The 18272-nt window shown below is 54.0% G+C and carries 16 protein-coding genes, 2 tRNA genes, 1 rRNA gene and 1 pseudogene; 13 read left to right on the forward strand and 7 right to left on the reverse strand.

All coding sequences use genetic code 11. The features are described from left to right. The 3 genes from rrf to dkgB form a co-directional block, all read left to right on the forward strand. Positions 1-112 (forward strand): 5S ribosomal RNA (rrf, locus tag ACOKCT_RS14785); the annotation flags it as partial. A 53-nt stretch (positions 113-165) separates the two neighbouring features. Next, positions 166-242: transfer RNA gene (locus tag ACOKCT_RS14790), tRNA-Asp, on the forward strand. A 164-nt stretch (positions 243-406) separates the two neighbouring features. Continuing rightward, entirely contained in the window at positions 407-1210 is an 804-nt protein-coding gene (dkgB, locus tag ACOKCT_RS14795) for a 2,5-didehydrogluconate reductase DkgB (protein ID WP_103178361.1), read from the forward strand. A gap of 1 nt (position 1211) precedes the next feature. On the opposite strand, the pseudogene yafC reads toward dkgB, so the two are convergent. Continuing rightward, positions 1212-2143: pseudogene (gene yafC / locus ACOKCT_RS14800) on the reverse strand (DNA-binding transcriptional regulator YafC). A gap of 104 nt (positions 2144-2247) precedes the next feature. Here yafC and ACOKCT_RS14805 point away from each other — a divergent pair. The 3 genes from ACOKCT_RS14805 (at position 2248) to ACOKCT_RS14815 (ending at position 5229) form a co-directional block, all read left to right on the forward strand. Beyond that, the gene (locus ACOKCT_RS14805; protein WP_159339669.1) at positions 2248-3423 is read left to right on the forward strand and encodes an MFS transporter; all 1176 of its coding nucleotides are present in this window, start codon (positions 2248-2250) and stop codon (positions 3421-3423) included. A gap of 158 nt (positions 3424-3581) precedes the next feature. Next, positions 3582-4382: an endonuclease/exonuclease/phosphatase family protein gene (locus ACOKCT_RS14810; RefSeq protein ID WP_039032074.1), complete on the forward strand. Its 801-nt coding sequence runs from the start codon at positions 3582-3584 to the stop codon at positions 4380-4382. A 76-nt stretch (positions 4383-4458) separates the two neighbouring features. Then, on the forward strand, positions 4459-5229 hold the full coding sequence (locus tag ACOKCT_RS14815) for a class I SAM-dependent methyltransferase (RefSeq protein ID WP_159339670.1): 771 nt from the start codon (positions 4459-4461) through the stop codon (positions 5227-5229). Between the two features lie 52 nt (positions 5230-5281). Here ACOKCT_RS14815 and mltD read toward each other — a convergent pair whose 3' ends face one another. Further along, positions 5282-6649, reverse strand: a complete 1368-nt coding sequence (mltD, locus tag ACOKCT_RS14820; RefSeq protein ID WP_103178365.1) for a murein transglycosylase D — start codon at positions 6647-6649, stop codon at positions 5282-5284. Positions 6650-6720: 71 nt separating this feature from the next. After that, on the reverse strand, positions 6721-7476 hold the full coding sequence (gene gloB, locus ACOKCT_RS14825) for a hydroxyacylglutathione hydrolase (RefSeq protein WP_159339671.1): 756 nt from the start codon (positions 7474-7476) through the stop codon (positions 6721-6723). Positions 7477-7508: 32 nt separating this feature from the next. On the opposite strand from gloB, the gene ACOKCT_RS14830 reads away from it, so the two are divergent. Next, positions 7509-8225 carry a class I SAM-dependent methyltransferase gene (locus tag ACOKCT_RS14830; protein ID WP_159339672.1) on the forward strand — a complete coding sequence of 239 codons (717 nt, stop codon included), beginning with the start codon at positions 7509-7511 and terminating at the stop codon, positions 8223-8225. On the opposite strand, the gene rnhA is transcribed toward ACOKCT_RS14830, so the two are convergent. Beyond that, positions 8226-8693 carry a ribonuclease HI gene (rnhA, locus tag ACOKCT_RS14835; RefSeq protein WP_103178368.1) on the reverse strand — a complete coding sequence of 156 codons (468 nt, stop codon included), beginning with the start codon at positions 8691-8693 and terminating at the stop codon, positions 8226-8228. Between the two features lie 145 nt (positions 8694-8838). On the opposite strand from rnhA, the gene dnaQ reads away from it, so the two are divergent. From dnaQ to ACOKCT_RS14850, 3 genes are all read left to right on the forward strand, one after another. After that, positions 8839-9582 (forward strand): DNA polymerase III subunit epsilon, encoded by a 744-nt coding sequence (gene dnaQ, locus ACOKCT_RS14840; protein WP_156653947.1) that lies wholly within the window; start codon positions 8839-8841, stop codon positions 9580-9582. 130 nt (positions 9583-9712) lie between these two features. Beyond that, positions 9713-9789: transfer RNA gene (locus ACOKCT_RS14845), tRNA-Asp, on the forward strand. Positions 9790-10195: 406 nt separating this feature from the next. Continuing rightward, the gene (locus tag ACOKCT_RS14850; RefSeq protein ID WP_156653948.1) at positions 10196-10723 is read left to right on the forward strand and encodes a cytochrome b; all 528 of its coding nucleotides are present in this window, start codon (positions 10196-10198) and stop codon (positions 10721-10723) included. Positions 10724-10833: 110 nt separating this feature from the next. Here ACOKCT_RS14850 and ACOKCT_RS14855 read toward each other — a convergent pair whose 3' ends face one another. Next, the gene (locus ACOKCT_RS14855; RefSeq protein WP_103178371.1) at positions 10834-11604 is read right to left on the reverse strand and encodes an amidohydrolase; all 771 of its coding nucleotides are present in this window, start codon (positions 11602-11604) and stop codon (positions 10834-10836) included. Between the two features lie 110 nt (positions 11605-11714). After that, positions 11715-14159, reverse strand: a complete 2445-nt coding sequence (fadE, locus tag ACOKCT_RS14860; RefSeq protein WP_156653949.1) for an acyl-CoA dehydrogenase FadE — start codon at positions 14157-14159, stop codon at positions 11715-11717. Between the two features lie 238 nt (positions 14160-14397). Here fadE and lpcA point away from each other — a divergent pair, with 238 nt between their 5' ends. Together lpcA and ACOKCT_RS14870 are read left to right on the forward strand one after the other, a co-directional pair. Then, positions 14398-14976 carry a D-sedoheptulose 7-phosphate isomerase gene (gene lpcA, locus ACOKCT_RS14865; RefSeq protein ID WP_103178373.1) on the forward strand — a complete coding sequence of 193 codons (579 nt, stop codon included), beginning with the start codon at positions 14398-14400 and terminating at the stop codon, positions 14974-14976. Between the two features lie 46 nt (positions 14977-15022). Then, positions 15023-15790 (forward strand): class II glutamine amidotransferase, encoded by a 768-nt coding sequence (locus ACOKCT_RS14870; RefSeq protein WP_103178374.1) that lies wholly within the window; start codon positions 15023-15025, stop codon positions 15788-15790. Here ACOKCT_RS14870 and dpaA read toward each other — a convergent pair. Next, entirely contained in the window at positions 15761-16501 is a 741-nt protein-coding gene (dpaA, locus tag ACOKCT_RS14875; RefSeq protein WP_103178375.1) for a peptidoglycan meso-diaminopimelic acid protein amidase, read from the reverse strand. The genes ACOKCT_RS14870 and dpaA overlap by 30 nt on opposite strands. A 424-nt stretch (positions 16502-16925) precedes the next feature. Here dpaA and ACOKCT_RS14880 point away from each other — a divergent pair, with 424 nt between their 5' ends. After that, entirely contained in the window at positions 16926-18269 is a 1344-nt protein-coding gene (locus ACOKCT_RS14880) for a Na(+)-translocating NADH-quinone reductase subunit A (RefSeq protein ID WP_159339673.1), read from the forward strand. Positions 18270-18272 lie beyond the last annotated feature (3 nt).

Here is an 18272-nt window from a genome sequence, read left to right on the forward strand (position 1 = left end):
GCGGCTGTAGCGCGGTGGTCCCACCTGACCCCATGCCGAACTCAGAAGTGAAACGCCGTAGCGCCGATGGTAGTGTGGGGTCTCCCCATGCGAGAGTAGGGAACTGCCAGGCATCAAATTACGTAATAAACCAGAACCATATCTGGTAATTACAAAAAATACGGTGGAGCGGTAGTTCAGTCGGTTAGAATACCTGCCTGTCACGCAGGGGGTCGCGGGTTCGAGTCCCGTCCGTTCCGCCACTTATTAAGAAGCCCTGAGCTCACACTCAGGGCTTTTTTCTTGCCTGCTGTTTGATTATTGCTGTAAACGCAAAAATCCTCTGCTTAATACGATCTTTTTTCACATATCCCCGCCAGAGATAATCCTCTTTATTAACAAACATGATGAAGAAAAGAGGAATTTCATGTCTATCCCTGCATTCGGTCTTGGCACTTTCCGCCTGAAAGACGACGTTGTTATCGCATCCGTTAAAACTGCCCTCGAACTGGGTTATCGCACGATTGATACCGCCCAAATCTACGACAACGAAGCCGCTGTGGGTCAGGCGATCGCAGAGAGCGGCGTACCGCGTAACGAACTTTTTATTACCACCAAGATCTGGATTGAGAACCTCAGCAAAGAGAAATTAATCCCAAGCCTGAAAGAGAGCCTGAAAAAGCTGCGCACCGATTATGTGGATCTGACCCTGATTCACTGGCCATCGCCGAACGATGCGGTGTCCGTTGAAGAATTCATGCAGGCTTTGCTGGAAGCTAAAACGCAGGGACTGACGCGCGAAATTGGTATCTCCAACTTCACTATCCCGTTGATGGAAAGGGCAGTTGCCGCAGTTGGCGCAGAAAATATCGCCACCAATCAGATCGAACTATCCCCTTATCTGCAAAACCGGCAGGTGGTGGAGTGGGCGAAGCAGCATGGCATCCATATCACTTCTTACATGACGCTGGCTTACGGTAAGGCTCTGAAAGACGAAACCATTCTGCGCATTGCTACCAGGCATAATGCCACCGCAGCACAGGTTATCCTGGCATGGGCGATGGGCGAAGGTTATGCAGTGATCCCGTCTTCAACCAAGCGTGAAAACCTGGCGAGCAATCTGCTGGCACAGGATCTGAAGCTGGATCTGGATGATAAAAAAGCGATCGCGGCGCTCGACTGCAACGATCGTCTGGTTAGCCCGGAAGGTCTGGCGCCGAAGTGGGACTAATCTAGCCCGCCCTCTGTACCCTGAACCCTCTCACAGCTCCTTCGGGAGCTGTTTTACATGCTCGCTCAGAAAATCAATAAAGGCCCGGATGCGGGTGCTTACCGCTCTGTCACTGTAATAAACCGCACTGAAGGGCATCTCTACCGGCAGGCGCTTGTCTGCCATCAGCTCGACTAACTCCCCCCGCGCAATCTCTTTATCAATCATATAATCCGACAGGCAGGCAATCCCATTTCCTTCAAGGCATAACTGTTTGAGCGTCTCGCCGCTGTTGGATGATAAACCGCAAACCACTTCATGCAGCTGGCCATCATGGCAGGCGAGAGGCCATGTATTAAGGGATACCGGCTCCGTAAAGCCCAGGCAGAGATGCTGCTTCAGTTCCTCTATCGTCTCAGGCTTGCCGAAGCGGGCAATATAGGCCGGGGAGGCGATGATTTTGCGATAACTGGTGAACAGAGGGCGTGCCCGCAGGCTGGAATCGGTCAGCGTCCCCGCGCGGATCGCCACATCCACCTTGCGCTCAATCAGGTTGATAAACGTTTCTGAAGAAACCAGAGAGAGCGTCATTTCCGGATAACGTTCGCGGAAAGGTTTAATTAAAGGCATCAGGAAATGCAGCACCACGGGCGTCGCCGCATCGATACGCAGAAGCCCGCGTGGCGTGCTGCGCGTCTCCATGATCTCTGTTTCTGCGGCGGCCATCTCCTGCAGAATAGACTGCACGCGGCGAAAATAGCGTTCGCCTTCTTCGGTCAGGCTCAGTTGCCGGGTCGTCCGGTTAAGCAGGCTGACGCCCAGCTTCATCTCCAGCTTTTTCACCGAGCGGCTGACGGCTGAATTAGCCTGTCCCAGCTGTTCTGCGGCACGGCTAAAACTGCCGCTCTCAACGACGGCGACAAATATCGCCAGCTCCTCAGACGTTGCTTTCATTGTTGCTTTATCCGCAAAATTGTATTGATACTTTGAGCATTTTTGTTATTTAAACACTGGCGCATACTCCGTGTCATCTTAATCCTGATGAGACGGAGTTATTTATGCCTCTGGCGCTACTTGCCCTGACGATCAGTGCCTTTGCAATCGGCACGACTGAATTTGTTATTGTAGGTCTGGTTCCTACCATTGCTGACCAACTTGCCATCTCGCTGCCTTCGGCGGGTTTACTGGTCTCTATCTATGCCCTCGGTGTGGCTATCGGCGCACCGGTACTGACCGCACTCACAGGCCGTCTGCTGCGTAAACAGCTGCTGATGGCGTTGATGGTGCTGTTTACCGCAGGCAACATCCTTGCCTGGCAGGCACCTGATTATACAACCCTGGTCATTGCCCGCCTCCTGACGGGGCTGGCTCATGGTGTCTTCTTCTCCATCGGCTCGACAATTGCGACGAGCCTGGTGCCGAAAGAGAAAGCGGCCTCTGCTATTGCCATTATGTTTGGCGGTTTAACCGTAGCCCTGGTGACAGGTGTACCGCTGGGCACCTTTATTGGGCAACATTTTGGCTGGCGTGAAACCTTCCTCGCGGTCTCTCTGCTGGGCGTGATTGCGCTGATTAGCAGTCTGGTGCTGATCCCGTCCACTATTCCGGGACGCGCGGCAGCGACGCTGCGCGATCAGCTGAAAGTGCTGACTCATCCTCGTCTGCTGATGATCTATGCCATTACGGCGCTGGGCTATGGCGGTGTGTTTACCGCATTTACCTTCCTGGCGCCAATGATGCAGGATCTGGCAGGGTTCTCACCGAGCGCAGTAAGCTGGATCCTGCTGGGCTATGGCGTTTCGGTGGCGATCGGCAATATCTGGGGCGGAAAGCTGGCCGATAAGCATGGCGCAGTCCCGGCGCTGAAAATTATCTTTGCTGCCCTGGTAGTGCTTTTACTGGTCTTCCAGTTCACCGCTTCCATACAGTATGCCGCGCTGGGTACGGTACTGGTAATGGGGATCTTCGCCTTCGGTAACGTACCGGGTTTACAGGTCTATGTCGTGCAGAAAGCCGAACACTATACACCCAACGCCGTGGATGTTGCTTCCGGTCTTAATATCGCCGCGTTTAATGTCGGTATCGCCCTGGGTTCCATTATTGGTGGGCAGACGGTCGAGCATTTTGGTCTGTCGCAAACGCCGTGGATTGGGGCGGTCATTGTTCTCGTGGCGTTTCTGTTGATTGGCCTGAGTGGTCGTCTGGATAAGCCCGCGCGCGTTACTCTCGGATAACTTTATGTAAGTACTTACCGACAAAACAGCTCAGCGGAATCTGAGTAACTCAGTAGTTTCTTAGTAATAGCGTTGAAAGTGTGAGCTGAAAACCCTATAACATTAGAACCCGCTCCTGTTTCTGGACGGGTTCAAGTTGATAGGGGTCGTTTCACACCGTGCGAAAAAATACCTATGCCATGCGTTATGTTGCCGGACAGCCAGCGGAGCGAATTTTACCTCCGGGGTCGTTTGCGAGCATTGGCCAGGCATTGCCTGCGGGTGCGCCTTTAAGCAGCGACGAAAAAATTCGGGTGCTGGTATGGAATATCTTTAAACAGCAACGCGCCGAATGGTTATCCGTCCTGCAGAATTTTGGTAAAGATGCTCATCTGGTGCTGCTGCAGGAGGCGCAAACCACACCTGAACTGGTCAGGTTTGCGACCACTAACTATCTCGCTGCTGACCAGGTGCCGGCATTTGTCTTACCCCAGCATCCGTCAGGGGTGATGACGCTCTCTGCCGCTCATCCCGTCTATTGCTGCCCACTGCGCGAGCGCGAACCGCTTCTGCGCCTGGCGAAATCCGCCCTGGTCACCGTGTATCCGCTGCCGGATACCCGGCTGCTGATGGTGGTCAATATCCACGCGGTTAACTTCAGCCTTGGCGTGGATGTCTACAGCAAGCAGCTGCTGCCTATCGGCGATCAGATTGCCCATCACAGCGGCCCGGTGGTTATGGCTGGCGATTTCAATGCCTGGAGCCGTCCGCGAATGAATGCGCTTTATCGCTTTGCGCGTGAGATGTCGCTGCGCGAAGTACGTTTTACCGATGACCAGCGGCGCAAGGCCTTTGGTCGTCCGCTCGATTTTGTCTTCTATCGTGGTCTGAACGTGAGTGAAGCCTCTGTGCTGGTCACTCGCGCATCCGATCACAATCCGCTACTCGTTGAATTCAGTCCCGGCAAACCTGAGAGATAGAGGTGCGTCAGGTCTGCCGTGGGGCAGGCCTGTACGGGTGCTGCCCTTTATTTTTCATCAACCGAAGGACAGCAAAATGACAACACAGTCCCATCATGACAACGTAGAAAAACAGTTTGGCTCTCAGGCTAAGGCCTACCTCACCAGCGCGGTTCACGCATCCGGGCGCGATTTGCAGCGTCTGGCTGAACGTCTGGCTGATTTTCCGAAAGCCAGCATCCTTGATTTAGGCTGCGGGGCAGGTCATGCCAGCTTTGTAGCAGCGCAGCAGGTGGCTCAGGTGACGGCATATGACTTATCCAGCCAGATGCTGGAGGTGGTTGCCGCCGCAGCCAGCGAGAAGGGGCTGAATAATATTGCCACCCGTCAGGGCTATGCAGAATCATTACCCTTTGACGATGAAATGTTTGATATTGTGATCAGCCGCTACTCGGCGCACCACTGGCATGACGTCGGCCAGGCGTTGCGCGAAGTTAAGCGGGTGCTGAAGCCGGGTGGGCTGGTTATCATCATGGATATCATGTCGCCGGGTCATCCGGTACGTGATATCTGGTTACAGACGGTGGAAGCGTTGCGGGATACCTCGCATGTCCGGAACTACTCCAGCGGCGAGTGGTTGTCCATGTTCACCGATGCCGGGCTGATTGCACAATCGCTGCAGACTGACAGATTAAGGCTGGAGTTTTCTTCGTGGATTGCGCGTATGCGCACCCCAGAGGCATTGAGTCAGGCGATCCGGTTGTACCAGGAGAGTGCCTCGGCCGAGGTCAAAGCCTACTTTGAGCTGCAGGAAGAGGGCTCCTTTACCAGCGATACCCTCCTGGCTGAAGCCCAAAAGGCGGGATAAACAAAAAAGGCACCGAGGGGAATCGGTGCCTTTTTACATCAGGTCTCTGAAATCAGGAATCCGGTGTGGCGTTGTTTTTTACAAACAACGTTATCCGGTCGCCAGGCTGCAGATTATCCGTATCGCTGTTCCAGCGCATCACATCTTTGATGTTTACGCCGTGACGCTTGGCAATACTGGAAAGCGAATCGCCTTTTTGTACGCGATAGGTAATGCTATCGCTATTATTGGCGAGACGCTGCGCGCTGTTACCCGCGCCAATCGTCAGGTTCTGACCCACTTTCAGGGTAGAGCCACGCAGCTTGTTCCACTGCTGCAGATCTTTCGTGCTCACGCCAAGACGTGAAGCAATGCCTGAAAGCGTATCGCCTGTACGTACCCGATAGCTACGGCTATTTAACGGTGTGTTATCCGCAATCAGCGTAGACTGAACCGCTGCAATCTCACCCGACGCTAACGATACCCGTAACTGTTCAGCGTGTTTCTGCGGCACCAGAACGTATTTTGGTCCGCTGGTACCTAACGTAGAGCCCTTCACACCTGCGTTGAAGGCTTTCAGTTTGGTCACCGAGATACCTGCCATATCCGCAACCTGTTTCAGTTCAACAGGGTTGTTGATACGCACTTTCGCCAGCGCACGACTTTCGTCGGAGGTTGGCAGCTGCACGCCGTACTGTTTGCTGTTTTTGAAGATTTCACTCAAAGCCAGCATTTTAGGTACGTATAATTTGGTTTCCCGTGGCAGTGGAAGCGACCAAAAGTCGGTAGGTTTACCCCGTGCTTTATTCGCTTTCATTGCCTTCAGTACACGACCCTCACCGCTGTTGTACGCAGCGACAGTCAGCAGCCAGTCACCGTCGAACATCTTGTTCAGACGTTGCATCATATCGAGAGCGGCAGTCGTCGAGGCGACCACATCACGACGCGCATCGTAGTTGCGGGTCTGTTTTAAACCATAATTGCGCCCTGTGCTCGGTATGATCTGCCAAAGACCTGCGGCCTTGGCGCCAGACGTTGCGTGTGGGTCAAAAGCGCTCTCCACTATGGGTAGTAGTACCAGTTCCATGGGCATGTTACGTTTCTTAACTTGCCCTGCTATCCAGTACATATACGGCTCTGCCCGTAAAGTTACATCGTGGAGATAGCTCTTATTGCTTAAATACTTCTGTTTCTGTTCGCGAATCCGGCTGTTTTCCGGAATTCCCATCTTTAGCTCGTCACCAATAGAGACCCACAAGTCTTGATCCTGTGCGAAGGACGTCCCATCGTCTGCCCATCGCGATTGACTTGTGAACTTCCCTGCTTCCCCTTGACCAGCTGCAGAAAGGCTCTGTGCGTGCTGTTGTACGTTGCCAGTGTTCTGTGACGACTGGCAACCCACAAGCAGGACAGAGGCGAGTAATATCGCTTTTGCCTTCATGTGTGTGTCAATAGTTGCTTAAAAGACGAGCGATGATAACGACGAATAGTTAAAAAGGCAACATGCAATTGTCAGAAGTCATCTTTCTTTGCCCTTAACCACGCGAAACAATCCTCAGGTTGTAACATATTTGTTTCTTCTTTAATTTTATTAACTAAATCAATGTCATTTGTTCTAAGAAATAAATTAATTTTACGTTCATTTTTCAGAATTACGGGCAGTGTTTTTTGGTTTTTTGCACGTAACTCATTCACTTTGCGGTAATAATCCTGAATCGCACTATCCTCAGGCAGAACGTGCATCGCAAACTTCATATTCGCTAAAGTGTATTCATGTGCGCAACAAATAAGGGTATCGTCGGGGAGAGCGTTAATTTTCTGGAAGGACTGGTACATCTGGGCTGGAGTGCCTTCGAAGAGTCGTCCGCAGCCACCAGAGAACATTGTGTCCCCACAGAAAAGATAAGGGAAGCTAAAGTACGAAATATGTCCAGAAGTGTGACCCGGTGTTGCAATTACAGAAAATTCCAACGTAAGAATGAGGATCTTTTCGCCATCTTTTACTACGCGCGTAGCCCCCTTATCTTGTGTCTCAGCAGGACCGTATACCACAAGATGCGGAAATTTTGCGCAGAGTGCCGCCACGCCGCCCACATGGTCATGGTGATGATGCGTGAGCAGAATGGCTTCCGGCTGCCACTGGTTTTGCTCGATGGCGTTTAACACCGGCTCCGCCTCGCCAGGATCGACAATCACGCAACGACCCTCATCATTGCTTAAAACCCAGATGTAATTGTCCTGAAAAGCAGAAATACTGTTAAGATTCATACATTACCTCTCATAGCGTGGCGGGTGTTTTGATGAAACCGGCAAGGATACCTCAGATTGTTACCGCACCGAAACACTGGGCGGAGTTGCCCTGGGGTGAATACTATCGTGAAGCGCTCGAGTTACAGCTTAAGCCCTGGTTTGCGAAAATGTATGGTTTTCACCTGCTTAAGATTGGCAATCTGAGCGCGGAAATCAACTCTGAAAGCTGCGCCATCTCGCATCAGGTCAATGTTTCGCTGGGCGGGGAACCCGTTCAGGTGAAGGCCAATCCGCTGCAGCTCCCTTTTGCCGAGAAGTCCGTTGATGCGTGCCTGTTGGCACATTTGCTGCCCTGGTGCGATGACCCGCACCGTCTGCTGCGGGAAGCCGATCGGGTTTTGATTGATGATGGCTGGCTGGTGATTAGCGGCTTTAACCCGATGAGTCTGATGGGGCTGAGAAAGCTGGTGCCGGTGCTGCGTCGCACGCCACCCTATAACAGCCGCATGTTCACGCTGATGCGCCAGCTGGACTGGCTCTCGCTGCTCAATTTTGAGGTGATGCACCAGAGCGGTTTTCAGGTGATACCCTGGACGCGGCAGGGCGGGAAGTTACTCAGCACCCATTTTCCGGCGCTGGGCTGTATGCAGCTAATTGTGGCGCGCAAGAGAACCATCCCCCTGACGCTCAATCCGATGAAATCAGGCAAAGCCAAGACCCAATTGCGCCCCGCTGTAGGTGCCACGCGGCAGTACCGGAAGCCCTGATCAGGCTTCCGGTTTATACCCCACATCGTCATGCTGCGGATTGAGCGCAGCAGCGCGCGCCAGTTCGTCGCAGCGTTCGTTTTCGGGATGTCCGGCGTGGCCTTTCACCCATTCCCACTGGATTTTATGCTGGCTGAGCGCCGCATCCAGGCGTTGCCAGAGATCGACATTCTTCACCGGTTTTTTGTCCGCGGTTTTCCAGCCGCGTTTTTTCCAGTTGTGGATCCACTGGGTGATCCCCTGGCGTACATACTGGCTGTCGGTACTCAGCACAATATCGCAATGCTCTTTCAGTGCCTCAAGAGCCACAATCGCGGCCATCAACTCCATGCGGTTGTTGGTGGTCAGGCGAAAGCCTTCATTGAAAGTTTTTTCGTGCTGTCGATACCGCAAAATGGCGCCGTAACCCCCTGGGCCCGGATTGCCGAGGCACGAGCCATCGGTGTAAATCTCTACCTGTTTACGCATCCTGGCAGACATCCTGTAATAAAAACGGTAAGTCTGACATAAATGGTCTTCCTCGGCACGGCAAAATAAAGTCCGCGTGAATTAGCCTTTGAACGCCAGGTCAGGTTGATTACAATGTCATCGTTAATAAGAACAGGCTGACAGAATGAGTATTGCAGACACACATAACGCCGACAGGATCATCGTTCTCGATACCGAAACGACGGGTATGAACCAGATCGGTGCTCACTATGAAGGGCATAAGATCATCGAGATCGGTGCGGTAGAGGTGGTTAACCGCCGTCTTACCGGCAATAACTTTCACGTTTACCTGAAGCCAGACCGGCTGGTGGACCCGGAAGCCTTTGGCGTTCACGGTATTGCAGATGAGTTTCTGCTCGATAAACCTACCTTTGCCGACGTTGCCGATGAATTCATCGACTACATTAAAGGCGCCGAGCTTGTCATTCATAACGCCTCGTTCGATATCGGCTTTATGGATTACGAATTCAGCAAGCTCAACCGCGGCCTGCCGAAAACAGACGCCTTCTGCAAGGTCACTGATAGCCTGGCGATGGCAAGGAAGATGTTCCCCGGCAAGCGGAACAGCCTTGACGCGTTGTGCTCGCGCTATGAGATAGATAACAGCAAACGAACGCTACACGGGGCACTGCTCGATGCCCAGATCCTGGCGGATGTTTATCTGATCATGACGGGTGGCCAGACCGCCCTGGCGTTTAATGCCGATAACGAGGCGCAGCAAGAGTCCGGCGAGAGCGAAATTCAGCGCATTATTCGTAAGTCCAGCGCGCTGCGCGTTATACTTGCGAGTGATGAAGAGTTAATGGCGCATGAATCCCGTCTGGATCTGGTGCAGAAGAAGGGCGGAAGCTGCCTCTGGCGAGGCTAAAAGCCGCTGAAATGCTGGTAAAATAACCGTTTGGATCGTTTTTGCAGCAAACGATTCAAAAGCAGAGAAAAAGCATTGACGGGATCGAGGGTAAACCGTAATATCTGCCTCGTTCCCAAGGGAACACAGCGGAGCGGTAGTTCAGTCGGTTAGAATACCTGCCTGTCACGCAGGGGGTCGCGGGTTCGAGTCCCGTCCGTTCCGCCACATTCAGGCCCATGTTAGCAATAACATGGGCCTTTTTTCGATCTCTGTTTTTGTGCAACTTTCCCCAGCAACATCTTCCGTCTGGCTTATGCCGTTGAGCCTGAAAATGCCCAGGTTCCGTTATCCTCATTCAGCGTATTCGCAACGATAGACTCCTCCTTATCTTTTTCCGGCCTGCATAAATAATAAATTCAACAACGCTCCAGTCGCCCAACCGGTTAACGGGAAAAAAGAAGAGGTTAAAAATGGTCTGCGTTCTTCTATTAAGGGGCAGGGCAATATCCTATTTTGCGGAGAAGAATTTCATTGTTAAACCCGGCGCAGGATTAAAGCAGGGCAGGGCGAATGATTTCTGGACGCATGGCTTCAAAGGACGCCAGGTTATTACGTTTTAGAGGACAAGGATATGCAAACTTCTTCCGTTATTCCCACACGTTACGATCGCTTTTCTCGCCTTTTACACTGGGTGGTTGCAGCCGTCATTATCTACGCCATGTGCATGGGCTACATTCTTCACGCGCTGGAAGGGACCCGTTGGTTTACCTTTTTTTCTGTGTTGAATATGTCGCTTGGCACCATTGCAACGCCAATCATGCTGGTGCGTTTTGTCTGGCGCTTCTTTCGTCCTTCAGTGCCTTATCCGGCAACGGTGGCGGGGCGGAAAAAGCAGATGGTGGTTTTTATCCATGAGCTGTTTTATCTGACCATTATGTTGGTGCTGGCCAGCGGCTTCCTGATGCTGCACAAAGATTACAGCCTGTTTGGGCTGCTGCCGATTACTCATCCGATTAACACGATTGAAGTTAATGAATTCTTCTTTAAAGTGCATCGCGTTAGCTGCATTTTACTGGGCCTGATTCTGCTTGGGCATGTCGCGGCGGTAATCAAATATACCTTCAAGGGACAGCGCGAAATCCTGCAACGCATGCTGTAAGAAAAAGACTGACGCCTTTCATTAGATGAAGTAACAAACAGCAGAGCCGCACCGCTCCTGTCCCTTTATGCCGATGAGGTGAGGGGACAGGGACAGTGCGGCTTTACCCTTCAGTCAATACTAAACGGATCCGCATCCTGCCAGGCAGGAAACTTCTCCCGGTACTCCCTCAGCGCGGTCAGCGACAGCTCGGCATCAATCCGGGTTGCATGATGCGGCTCAGCGGTGGCAATAATCTCACCCTGCGGGTTGATCACCCGGCTGTCGCCCCGGTAGTGATGCCCGTTGCCGTCAGTACCGACCCGGTTGCAGCCAGCGATATAGGCCTGGTTCTCAATCGCACGTGCCGTCAGCAGCGCCTGCCAGTGGAGAGAGCGGGGCGCCGGCCAATTGGCGACGTAGATCGCCAGGTCGTAATCATCGCGGTTACGGGACCACACCGGGAAACGCAGGTCGTAACAGACCAACGGCAGAATGCGCCAGCCGCGCCACTCAAAGACAACCCGCTCGTTACCCGCTTCATAGTGCTGGTGCTCGTCCGCCATGCGGAACAGATGGCGCTTATCGTAGAAGTGCACCTTGCCCTCGGGCTCCACCAGCAGAAAACGGTTCACCGGTCCGCGTTCGGTCTGCAACGCTGCGCTGCCAGCGATTAACGCCTGGGTTTGTTGCGCTCTGGCCTGCATCCAGGCAACCAGCTCGTCCTGCGGCAGGGACTGCTTAGCCGCCTCCATGGCGAAGCCAGTGGTGAACATCTCGGGCAGGATAATAATATCCCGTCCGGCGATCCCTTCCAGCTGACGATCAAAATGGCGCAGGTTGGCCGGACCATCCATCCACACCAGCGGTTGTTGCAAAAGCGTAATCTTCAGACCAGGCACAGTTAAGACTCCTCGAATAACCCCATTTTGACACTGTAGCACGACAAACAGAGAAACGGGTGGCAATAAAAAACCCCGCACGAGGCGGGGTTTTGGCGGGCTGAAATGGCTTACGCAGCTTCAGGTTTACGCACGATCTCTTTCAGCTTTACCGGCTGTGTCGCCAGCTCTTCAGCGTCAAAATCATCAACGTTAATACTGCGCAGACGGCTCTCTTCGGCTTTAATCAGCAGGTCCGCTTCATCTTTGGTGATGATGCCGCCCGCCAGCGCCTCTTTAGCCAGCTCGTTCAGGCGGGTGAAGGGCAGGTTTTTACCCAGTTGCTTGCAGATCTTCTGGTGAATCGGGTCGGCCGCCATCACATCCAGCAGCGCCTCTTCCAGCAGACCGACCGGGTTATGCTCGCTTGGGGTCAGATACTGACCGCGGCCAATACGGGAGCGGGTTGCGCTCGGTACCTGCAGGATCTTCGCCACTTTATGATCCAGCTTATCGGACGGGGCCAGATAGTGACGACCGGTCGGGAAGATCACCACGCGCAGGGCGCCTGCCACAAAGCGGTTCGGGAAGTTGGCCAGCAGATCGTCGATGGCTTGTTCCGCCTGATACAGCGCATCCTGCACGCCCCAGTGGACCAGCGGCAGGTCCGCTTCATGACGGCCTTCATCGTCATAGCGTTTCAGTACCGCCGAGGCGAGGAAGATCTGGCTCAGCACATCACCCAGTCGGGCGGAGATGCGTTCCCGGCGTTTCAGGCTACCGCCCAGCACCGCCATTGACACGTCAGAGAGCAGCGCAAGGTTGGCACTCAGACGGTTCAGATGCTGGTAGTAACGACGGGTCGCGTCGCCGGTTGGCGTGGCGCTGGTCAGGCCGCGGGTCAGGCCCAGCCACAGGCTGCGCATTTTATTGCTACCGACATGGCCGATATGTTTAAACAGCAGTTTATCGAAGGCATCCACGTCGTTGTTCTGCGCGGCGGCCATCTCTTCCAGCACGTATGGATGGCAGCGGATTGCCCCCTGACCGAAGATCATCATGCTGCGGGTCAGAATATTCGCCCCTTCAACGGTGATGGCAATCGGTGCGCCCTGATAGCCACGTGCCAGGAAGTTACCTTCACCCAGCATAATGCCTTTACCGCCGGCAATATCCATCGCATCAATGATCGACTGCTGGGCACGGTGGGTACAGTGGTACTTCACGATGGCGGACAGCACGGCCGGTTTTTCACCCAGCATGATGCCATAGGTAATTAAGGAAGCGGCGGCATCCATCACATAGGCGTTACCTGCGATACGGGCCAGCGGCTCCTCAATCCCTTCCATCTTACCGATAGAGATTTTGAACTGACGGCGGATGTGGGCGTAAGCGCCAATCCCCATTGCCACCGATTTCAGACCGCCGGTTGAGTTCGACGGCAGGGTAATACCACGGCCAACAGACAGACACTCAACCAGCATACGCCAGCCCTGACCGGCCATTTTCGGGCCGCCGATGATGTAATCGATCGGCACAAAGATATCCTGACCGCGGGTCGGACCGTTCTGGAACGGTACGTTCAGCGGGAAGTGGCGACGACCAATCTCCACGCCAGGTGTGGTGGTCGGGATCAGCGCGCAGGTGATACCCAGATCCTCTTCGCCGCCTAACAGCTTGTCCGGGTCGGAGAGTTTAAAGGCCAGACCGAGCACGGTGGCGATAGGTGCCAGCGTAATGTAGCGTTTGTTCCAGGTCAGACGCATACCCAGAACTTGCTCACCCTGCCAATCGCCCATGCAGACCACACCCGTATCGGGGATAGCGCCCGCATCGGAACCCGCTTCCGGGCTGGTGAGTGCGAAGCAAGGGATTTCCAGACCACGGGCCAGGCGCGGCAGGTAGTGATTTTTTTGCTCTTCAGTACCGTAATGTTGCAGCAGTTCGCCTGGGCCTAATGAGTTAGGTACACCGACGGTGATCGCCAGGATCCCGGAGACGCCGGACAGTTTTTGCAGCACCCGAGCCTGGGCATACGCAGAGAACTCCAGCCCGCCGTACTCTTTCTTGATGATCATCGCGAAGAAGCGATGCTCTTTTAAAAATGCCCACAGCTCCGGCGGCAGATCGGCCATCTCATGGGTGATCTGGAAGTCGTTCGCCATCCGGCAGGCTTCTTCAACCGGACCGTCAATAAACGCCTGCTCTTCAGCAGTCAGGCGCGGCTGCGGATAGTTATGCAGCTTTTTCCAGTCAGGGTTGCCCTGGAACAGCTCGCCTTCCCACCAGGTGGTGCCCGCGTCGATCGCCTCTTTTTCGGTACGCGACATCGGCGGCATCACCTTACGGAAACCACGGAAGACCGGGGCAGAAATCAGGGATTTACGCATCGAGCGCACGTTGAACGGCACCAGGATAATTGCCAGCGGAACCAGCACCCAGATGTTCCAGATGCCGGTCACGCCAAGGGCAGCGGTCCAGGCCAGTAAGATAAGACTGCTCAGCATTAAGCTGACCCGGTGATAGAACAACACCCCGAGCAGAACAACGGTTAACAGAATACTTAAAATCATCATAAAGAATTGCTCCCTGTCTTGTAGGAGGTCTGACCACTTGTGATGATATGGTTGTAGTGGATGTTATTTCTTTTAGCAATGCATTCACAAAATAATTACAACCTGGTTCACATTGTTCAGGTTTTACCCGGCACAAAAACGCAAAACGCCCGACGATTCCCATGGCTTTAGCTTCTCGCTTTTACCGCTATCCGGTAAACTTGCTCTGTTATTTCATCAATACTGAAGGATTATCCTCATGTACCAGGATCTTATTCGTAACGAACTGAACGAAGCGGCGGAAACGCTGGCCAACTTTCTGAAAGATGAAGCCAATATCCACGCTATTCAGCGCGCGGCGGTCCTGCTGGCCGACAGCTTTAAAGCGGGCGGTAAAGTGCTCTCCTGCGGCAATGGTGGTTCACATTGTGATGCCATGCACTTTGCCGAAGAGCTGACGGGGCGTTATCGTGAAAACCGTCCGGGCTACCCGGCGATCGCGATCTCTGACGTCAGCCACATCTCCTGCGTGAGCAACGACTTTGGTTACGATTATGTCTTCTCCCGCTATGTTGAAGCGGTAGGGCGTGAAGGGGATGTCCTGCTGGGGATCTCCACCTCCGGCAACTCCGGCAACGTCATCAAAGCCATTGAAGCGGCTCGTGAGAAGGGGATGAAAGTTATCACCCTCACCGGCAAAGATGGCGGCAAAATGGCAGGCACCGCAGATATCGAAATTCGTGTGCCTCACTTCGGTTACGCTGACCGTATTCAGGAAATTCATATCAAAGTGATCCACATCCTGATCCAGCTGATTGAAAAAGAGATGGTTAAGTAAGACTTCGCTGGGGGGTGAGCGCCCCCCGCTGTTGTGGAGGTGAGATATGTGCGAACTGCTCGGGATGAGCGCCAATGTGCCAACCGATATCTGCTTTAGTTTCACCGGACTGGTGCAGCGCGGTGGAGGAACCGGGCCGCATAAAGACGGCTGGGGTATCACCTTCTACGAAGGAAAAGGCTGTCGCACGTTCAAGGACCCACAACCCAGCTTCAACTCCCCCATTGCCAAACTGGTGCAGGACTATCCGATTAAATCCTGCTCGGTGGTGGCGCATATTCGCCAGGCCAACCGCGGTGAAGTGGCGCTGGAAAATACCCATCCGTTTACCCGTGAGCTGTGGGGCCGTAACTGGACCTACGCGCATAACGGGCAACTTACGGGCTATAAGTCGCTGGAGACCGGTAATTTTCGCCCGGTTGGTGAAACCGACAGCGAAAAGGCCTTTTGCTGGCTGCTGCATAAGCTGACCGAGCGCTATCCGCGCACGCCGGGCAACATGACCGCGGTCTTTAAATACGTGGCCTCGCTGGCGACGGAGCTGCGGGAGAAAGGGGTCTTTAATATGCTGCTGTCGGACGGGCGGTATGTGATGGCGTTCTGCTCGACGAACCTGTTCTGGATCACCCGGCGGGCGCCGTTCGGCGTGGCAAAACTGCTGGATCAGGATGTGGAAATCGATTTTCAGACCGAAACCACACCCAACGATGTGGTCACGGTGATCGCCACTCAGCCGCTGACGGGCAATGAAGCCTGGCAAAGAATCATGCCAGGCGAGTGGATCTTATTTTGTCTGGGGGAGCGCGTAGTTTGACGCCAGCTGTGGCTGGACGACTTCGTGGCTCAGCGGCTTGCTGACCACATAACGTCCATCCACCACCGAAACGGTCGGCGGCTTGTGCGTCTGCTGGAAGTAGTCATAACCCGGCTTCAGCTGTTTCCAGAAATCGGCGTAGTATGAGCTCTTGTGACGCTGCATATTGGCATCGGTCATGCGGAACGGATAGATGCTGACCTGCACCGCAGACTGGCCAAAGACCAACGCGCCAGTTACAAACTGGAAGATCTCATCAATACCGCTGTCGGTCATGGCGTAGCAACCCACTGACACACAGGCACCATGAATCATCAGATATTTACCGTCATAGCCGTGCGCACGGTCAAAGGCATTGGGGAAACCAATGTTGATCGCTTTATAGAAGCGACTGTCAGGTTTTAGCTGGTTACGCTGAACGCTGTAGAACCCCTCCGGGCTTTTGAAATCGCCCTGACGCTGTTTCGGGCCAAGGCCACCGGAGTAGTTGCAGATTTTATAGCTGTCGAGCAGCTGATACGTCTCACCCATCTTCACGAACAGGTCTAACGTGCGCTCTTCCTTATAGATCTGGATATAGACCGGAGAGCCCATCAACTGCTGTTTGTATTCTTTGCTAATCGGCGTTGTTGAGCTGTTGCTGCTGAGCAGCCCGGCAAACGAAACGCACGGAATAAGAAGCATCGCAATGAACAATGCGATTTTACGCATACTACATGTTCCTTGATAAAACCTAACCAACTTGCCAGGACGGCAAAAGAGACCCGAAATCAGATTAATCTGCATTAGGAGCGCTCACATTAGCACCACTGCATTTTTTCGCAAGCGTCAGCGCGTCGGTTTACAAAATAGTTCTCCTTATAACCTGGATTGGCCGTGCTGGCATTGAGAACTTTGCGTAATCGGTCGCATTTTAGCACCCGCCGCTGCGTTATCGCTGCCGCCTGATTGGCAGAAATGGTACACTCCCCGCGTCTTACGACCGAAGGTGAAGAAAGGATGCTTTTCTCAGGGTCAGCCACGATCCTGCATGTAACATGAGTGAGCGTTCACCGCCTTTCTTCTCCTGTGAAACGACTTCTGACTCGTCCGGCTATCTGGCCGGAACGATTTTTCATGGATAACAACTAACACTATGATTAGAATCAGAAAAGGACTTGATTTGCCGATTTCTGGCATTCCCGATCAGCAGATTTCGCCCTGTCCGATGCCTCGCCATGTTGCGCTTCTGGGGGACGATTACGTGGGCATGCGCCCCACGATGCTGGTACAGGAAGGCGACAGCGTCATCAAGGGGCAGCCGCTATTCGAGGATAAAAAAAATCCTGGGGTCTTCTTTACCGCACCCGCCAGCGGGACGGTAGTCGCTATTCATCGTGGCGAACGCCGGGTACTACAGTCGGTGGTGATCCGCATCGAAGGTGAGGGTGAGCGCGAGTTTACCCGTCACGATGCGACGGCGCTCGCCACCCTTACCCGTGAGGCTGTGCAATCCCAACTGCTGGAGTCGGGACTGTGGACGGCATTTCGTACCCGCCCCTTCAGCAAAACCCCGGTGCCCGGCACCGTCCCGGCAGCCATTTTTGTCACCGCCATGGACACCAACCCGCTCTGCGCCGACCCGCAGCCGCTCATTCTGGCGCAGCGTCAGGCATTTGATGCCGGGCTAACCCTGCTCACGCGTCTGACGGAGGGCAAAGTGCATGTCTGCCAGGCAAGCGGCGGCAAACTGGGCGGACACCCGCAGGGGCAAGTCACCTTTAATACCTTCGCCGGGCCGCATCCGGCAGGGCTTGTGGGTACGCACATCCATTTCCTGGAGGCGGTGAGCCTGACCAAACAGGTCTGGCATCTGAACTATCAGGACGTTATCGCTATCGGCAAGCTGTTCACTACCGGCCAGCTTTGCACCGAGCGGGTTATCGCCCTGGGCGGCCCGCAGATGCGCCATCCGCGCCTGGTACGCACCTGCCTTGGCGCAGACATCAACGAGCTGCTGGTGGACGAAACCCTGGAAGGTGAAAACCGTCATATTTCGGGTTCTGTACTGAGCGGCAGACATGCCGTCGGGGTGCAGGCGTACCTCGGGCGCTTCCATTTGCAGGTCAGCGTGGTGAAGGAAGGGCGTGAGAAAGAGCTCTTTGGCTGGGTGATGCCGGGCAAAGAGAAGTTCTCTATCACCCGTACGACGCTGGGCCATTTCCTGCGCAACAAGCTGTTCAACTTCTCCACCGATACCAACGGCGGCGAGCGGGCGATGGTGCCTATCGGCAACTACGAACGGGTGATGCCGCTCGACATCCTGCCGACCGTGCTGCTGCGCGATCTGCTGGCGGGTGATACTGACGGTGCTCAGGCGCTGGGCTGTCTGGAGCTGGATGAAGAAGATCTGGCGCTCTGCACCTACGTTTGCCCCGGCAAATATGAATACGGACCGGTGTTGCGCGAGGTGTTAACCCGCATTGAGCAGGAAGGATAACTG

The organism is Leclercia sp. M-A074-M, assembly GCF_965195605.1.
Taxonomy (GTDB): Bacteria; Pseudomonadota; Gammaproteobacteria; order Enterobacterales; family Enterobacteriaceae; genus Enterobacter.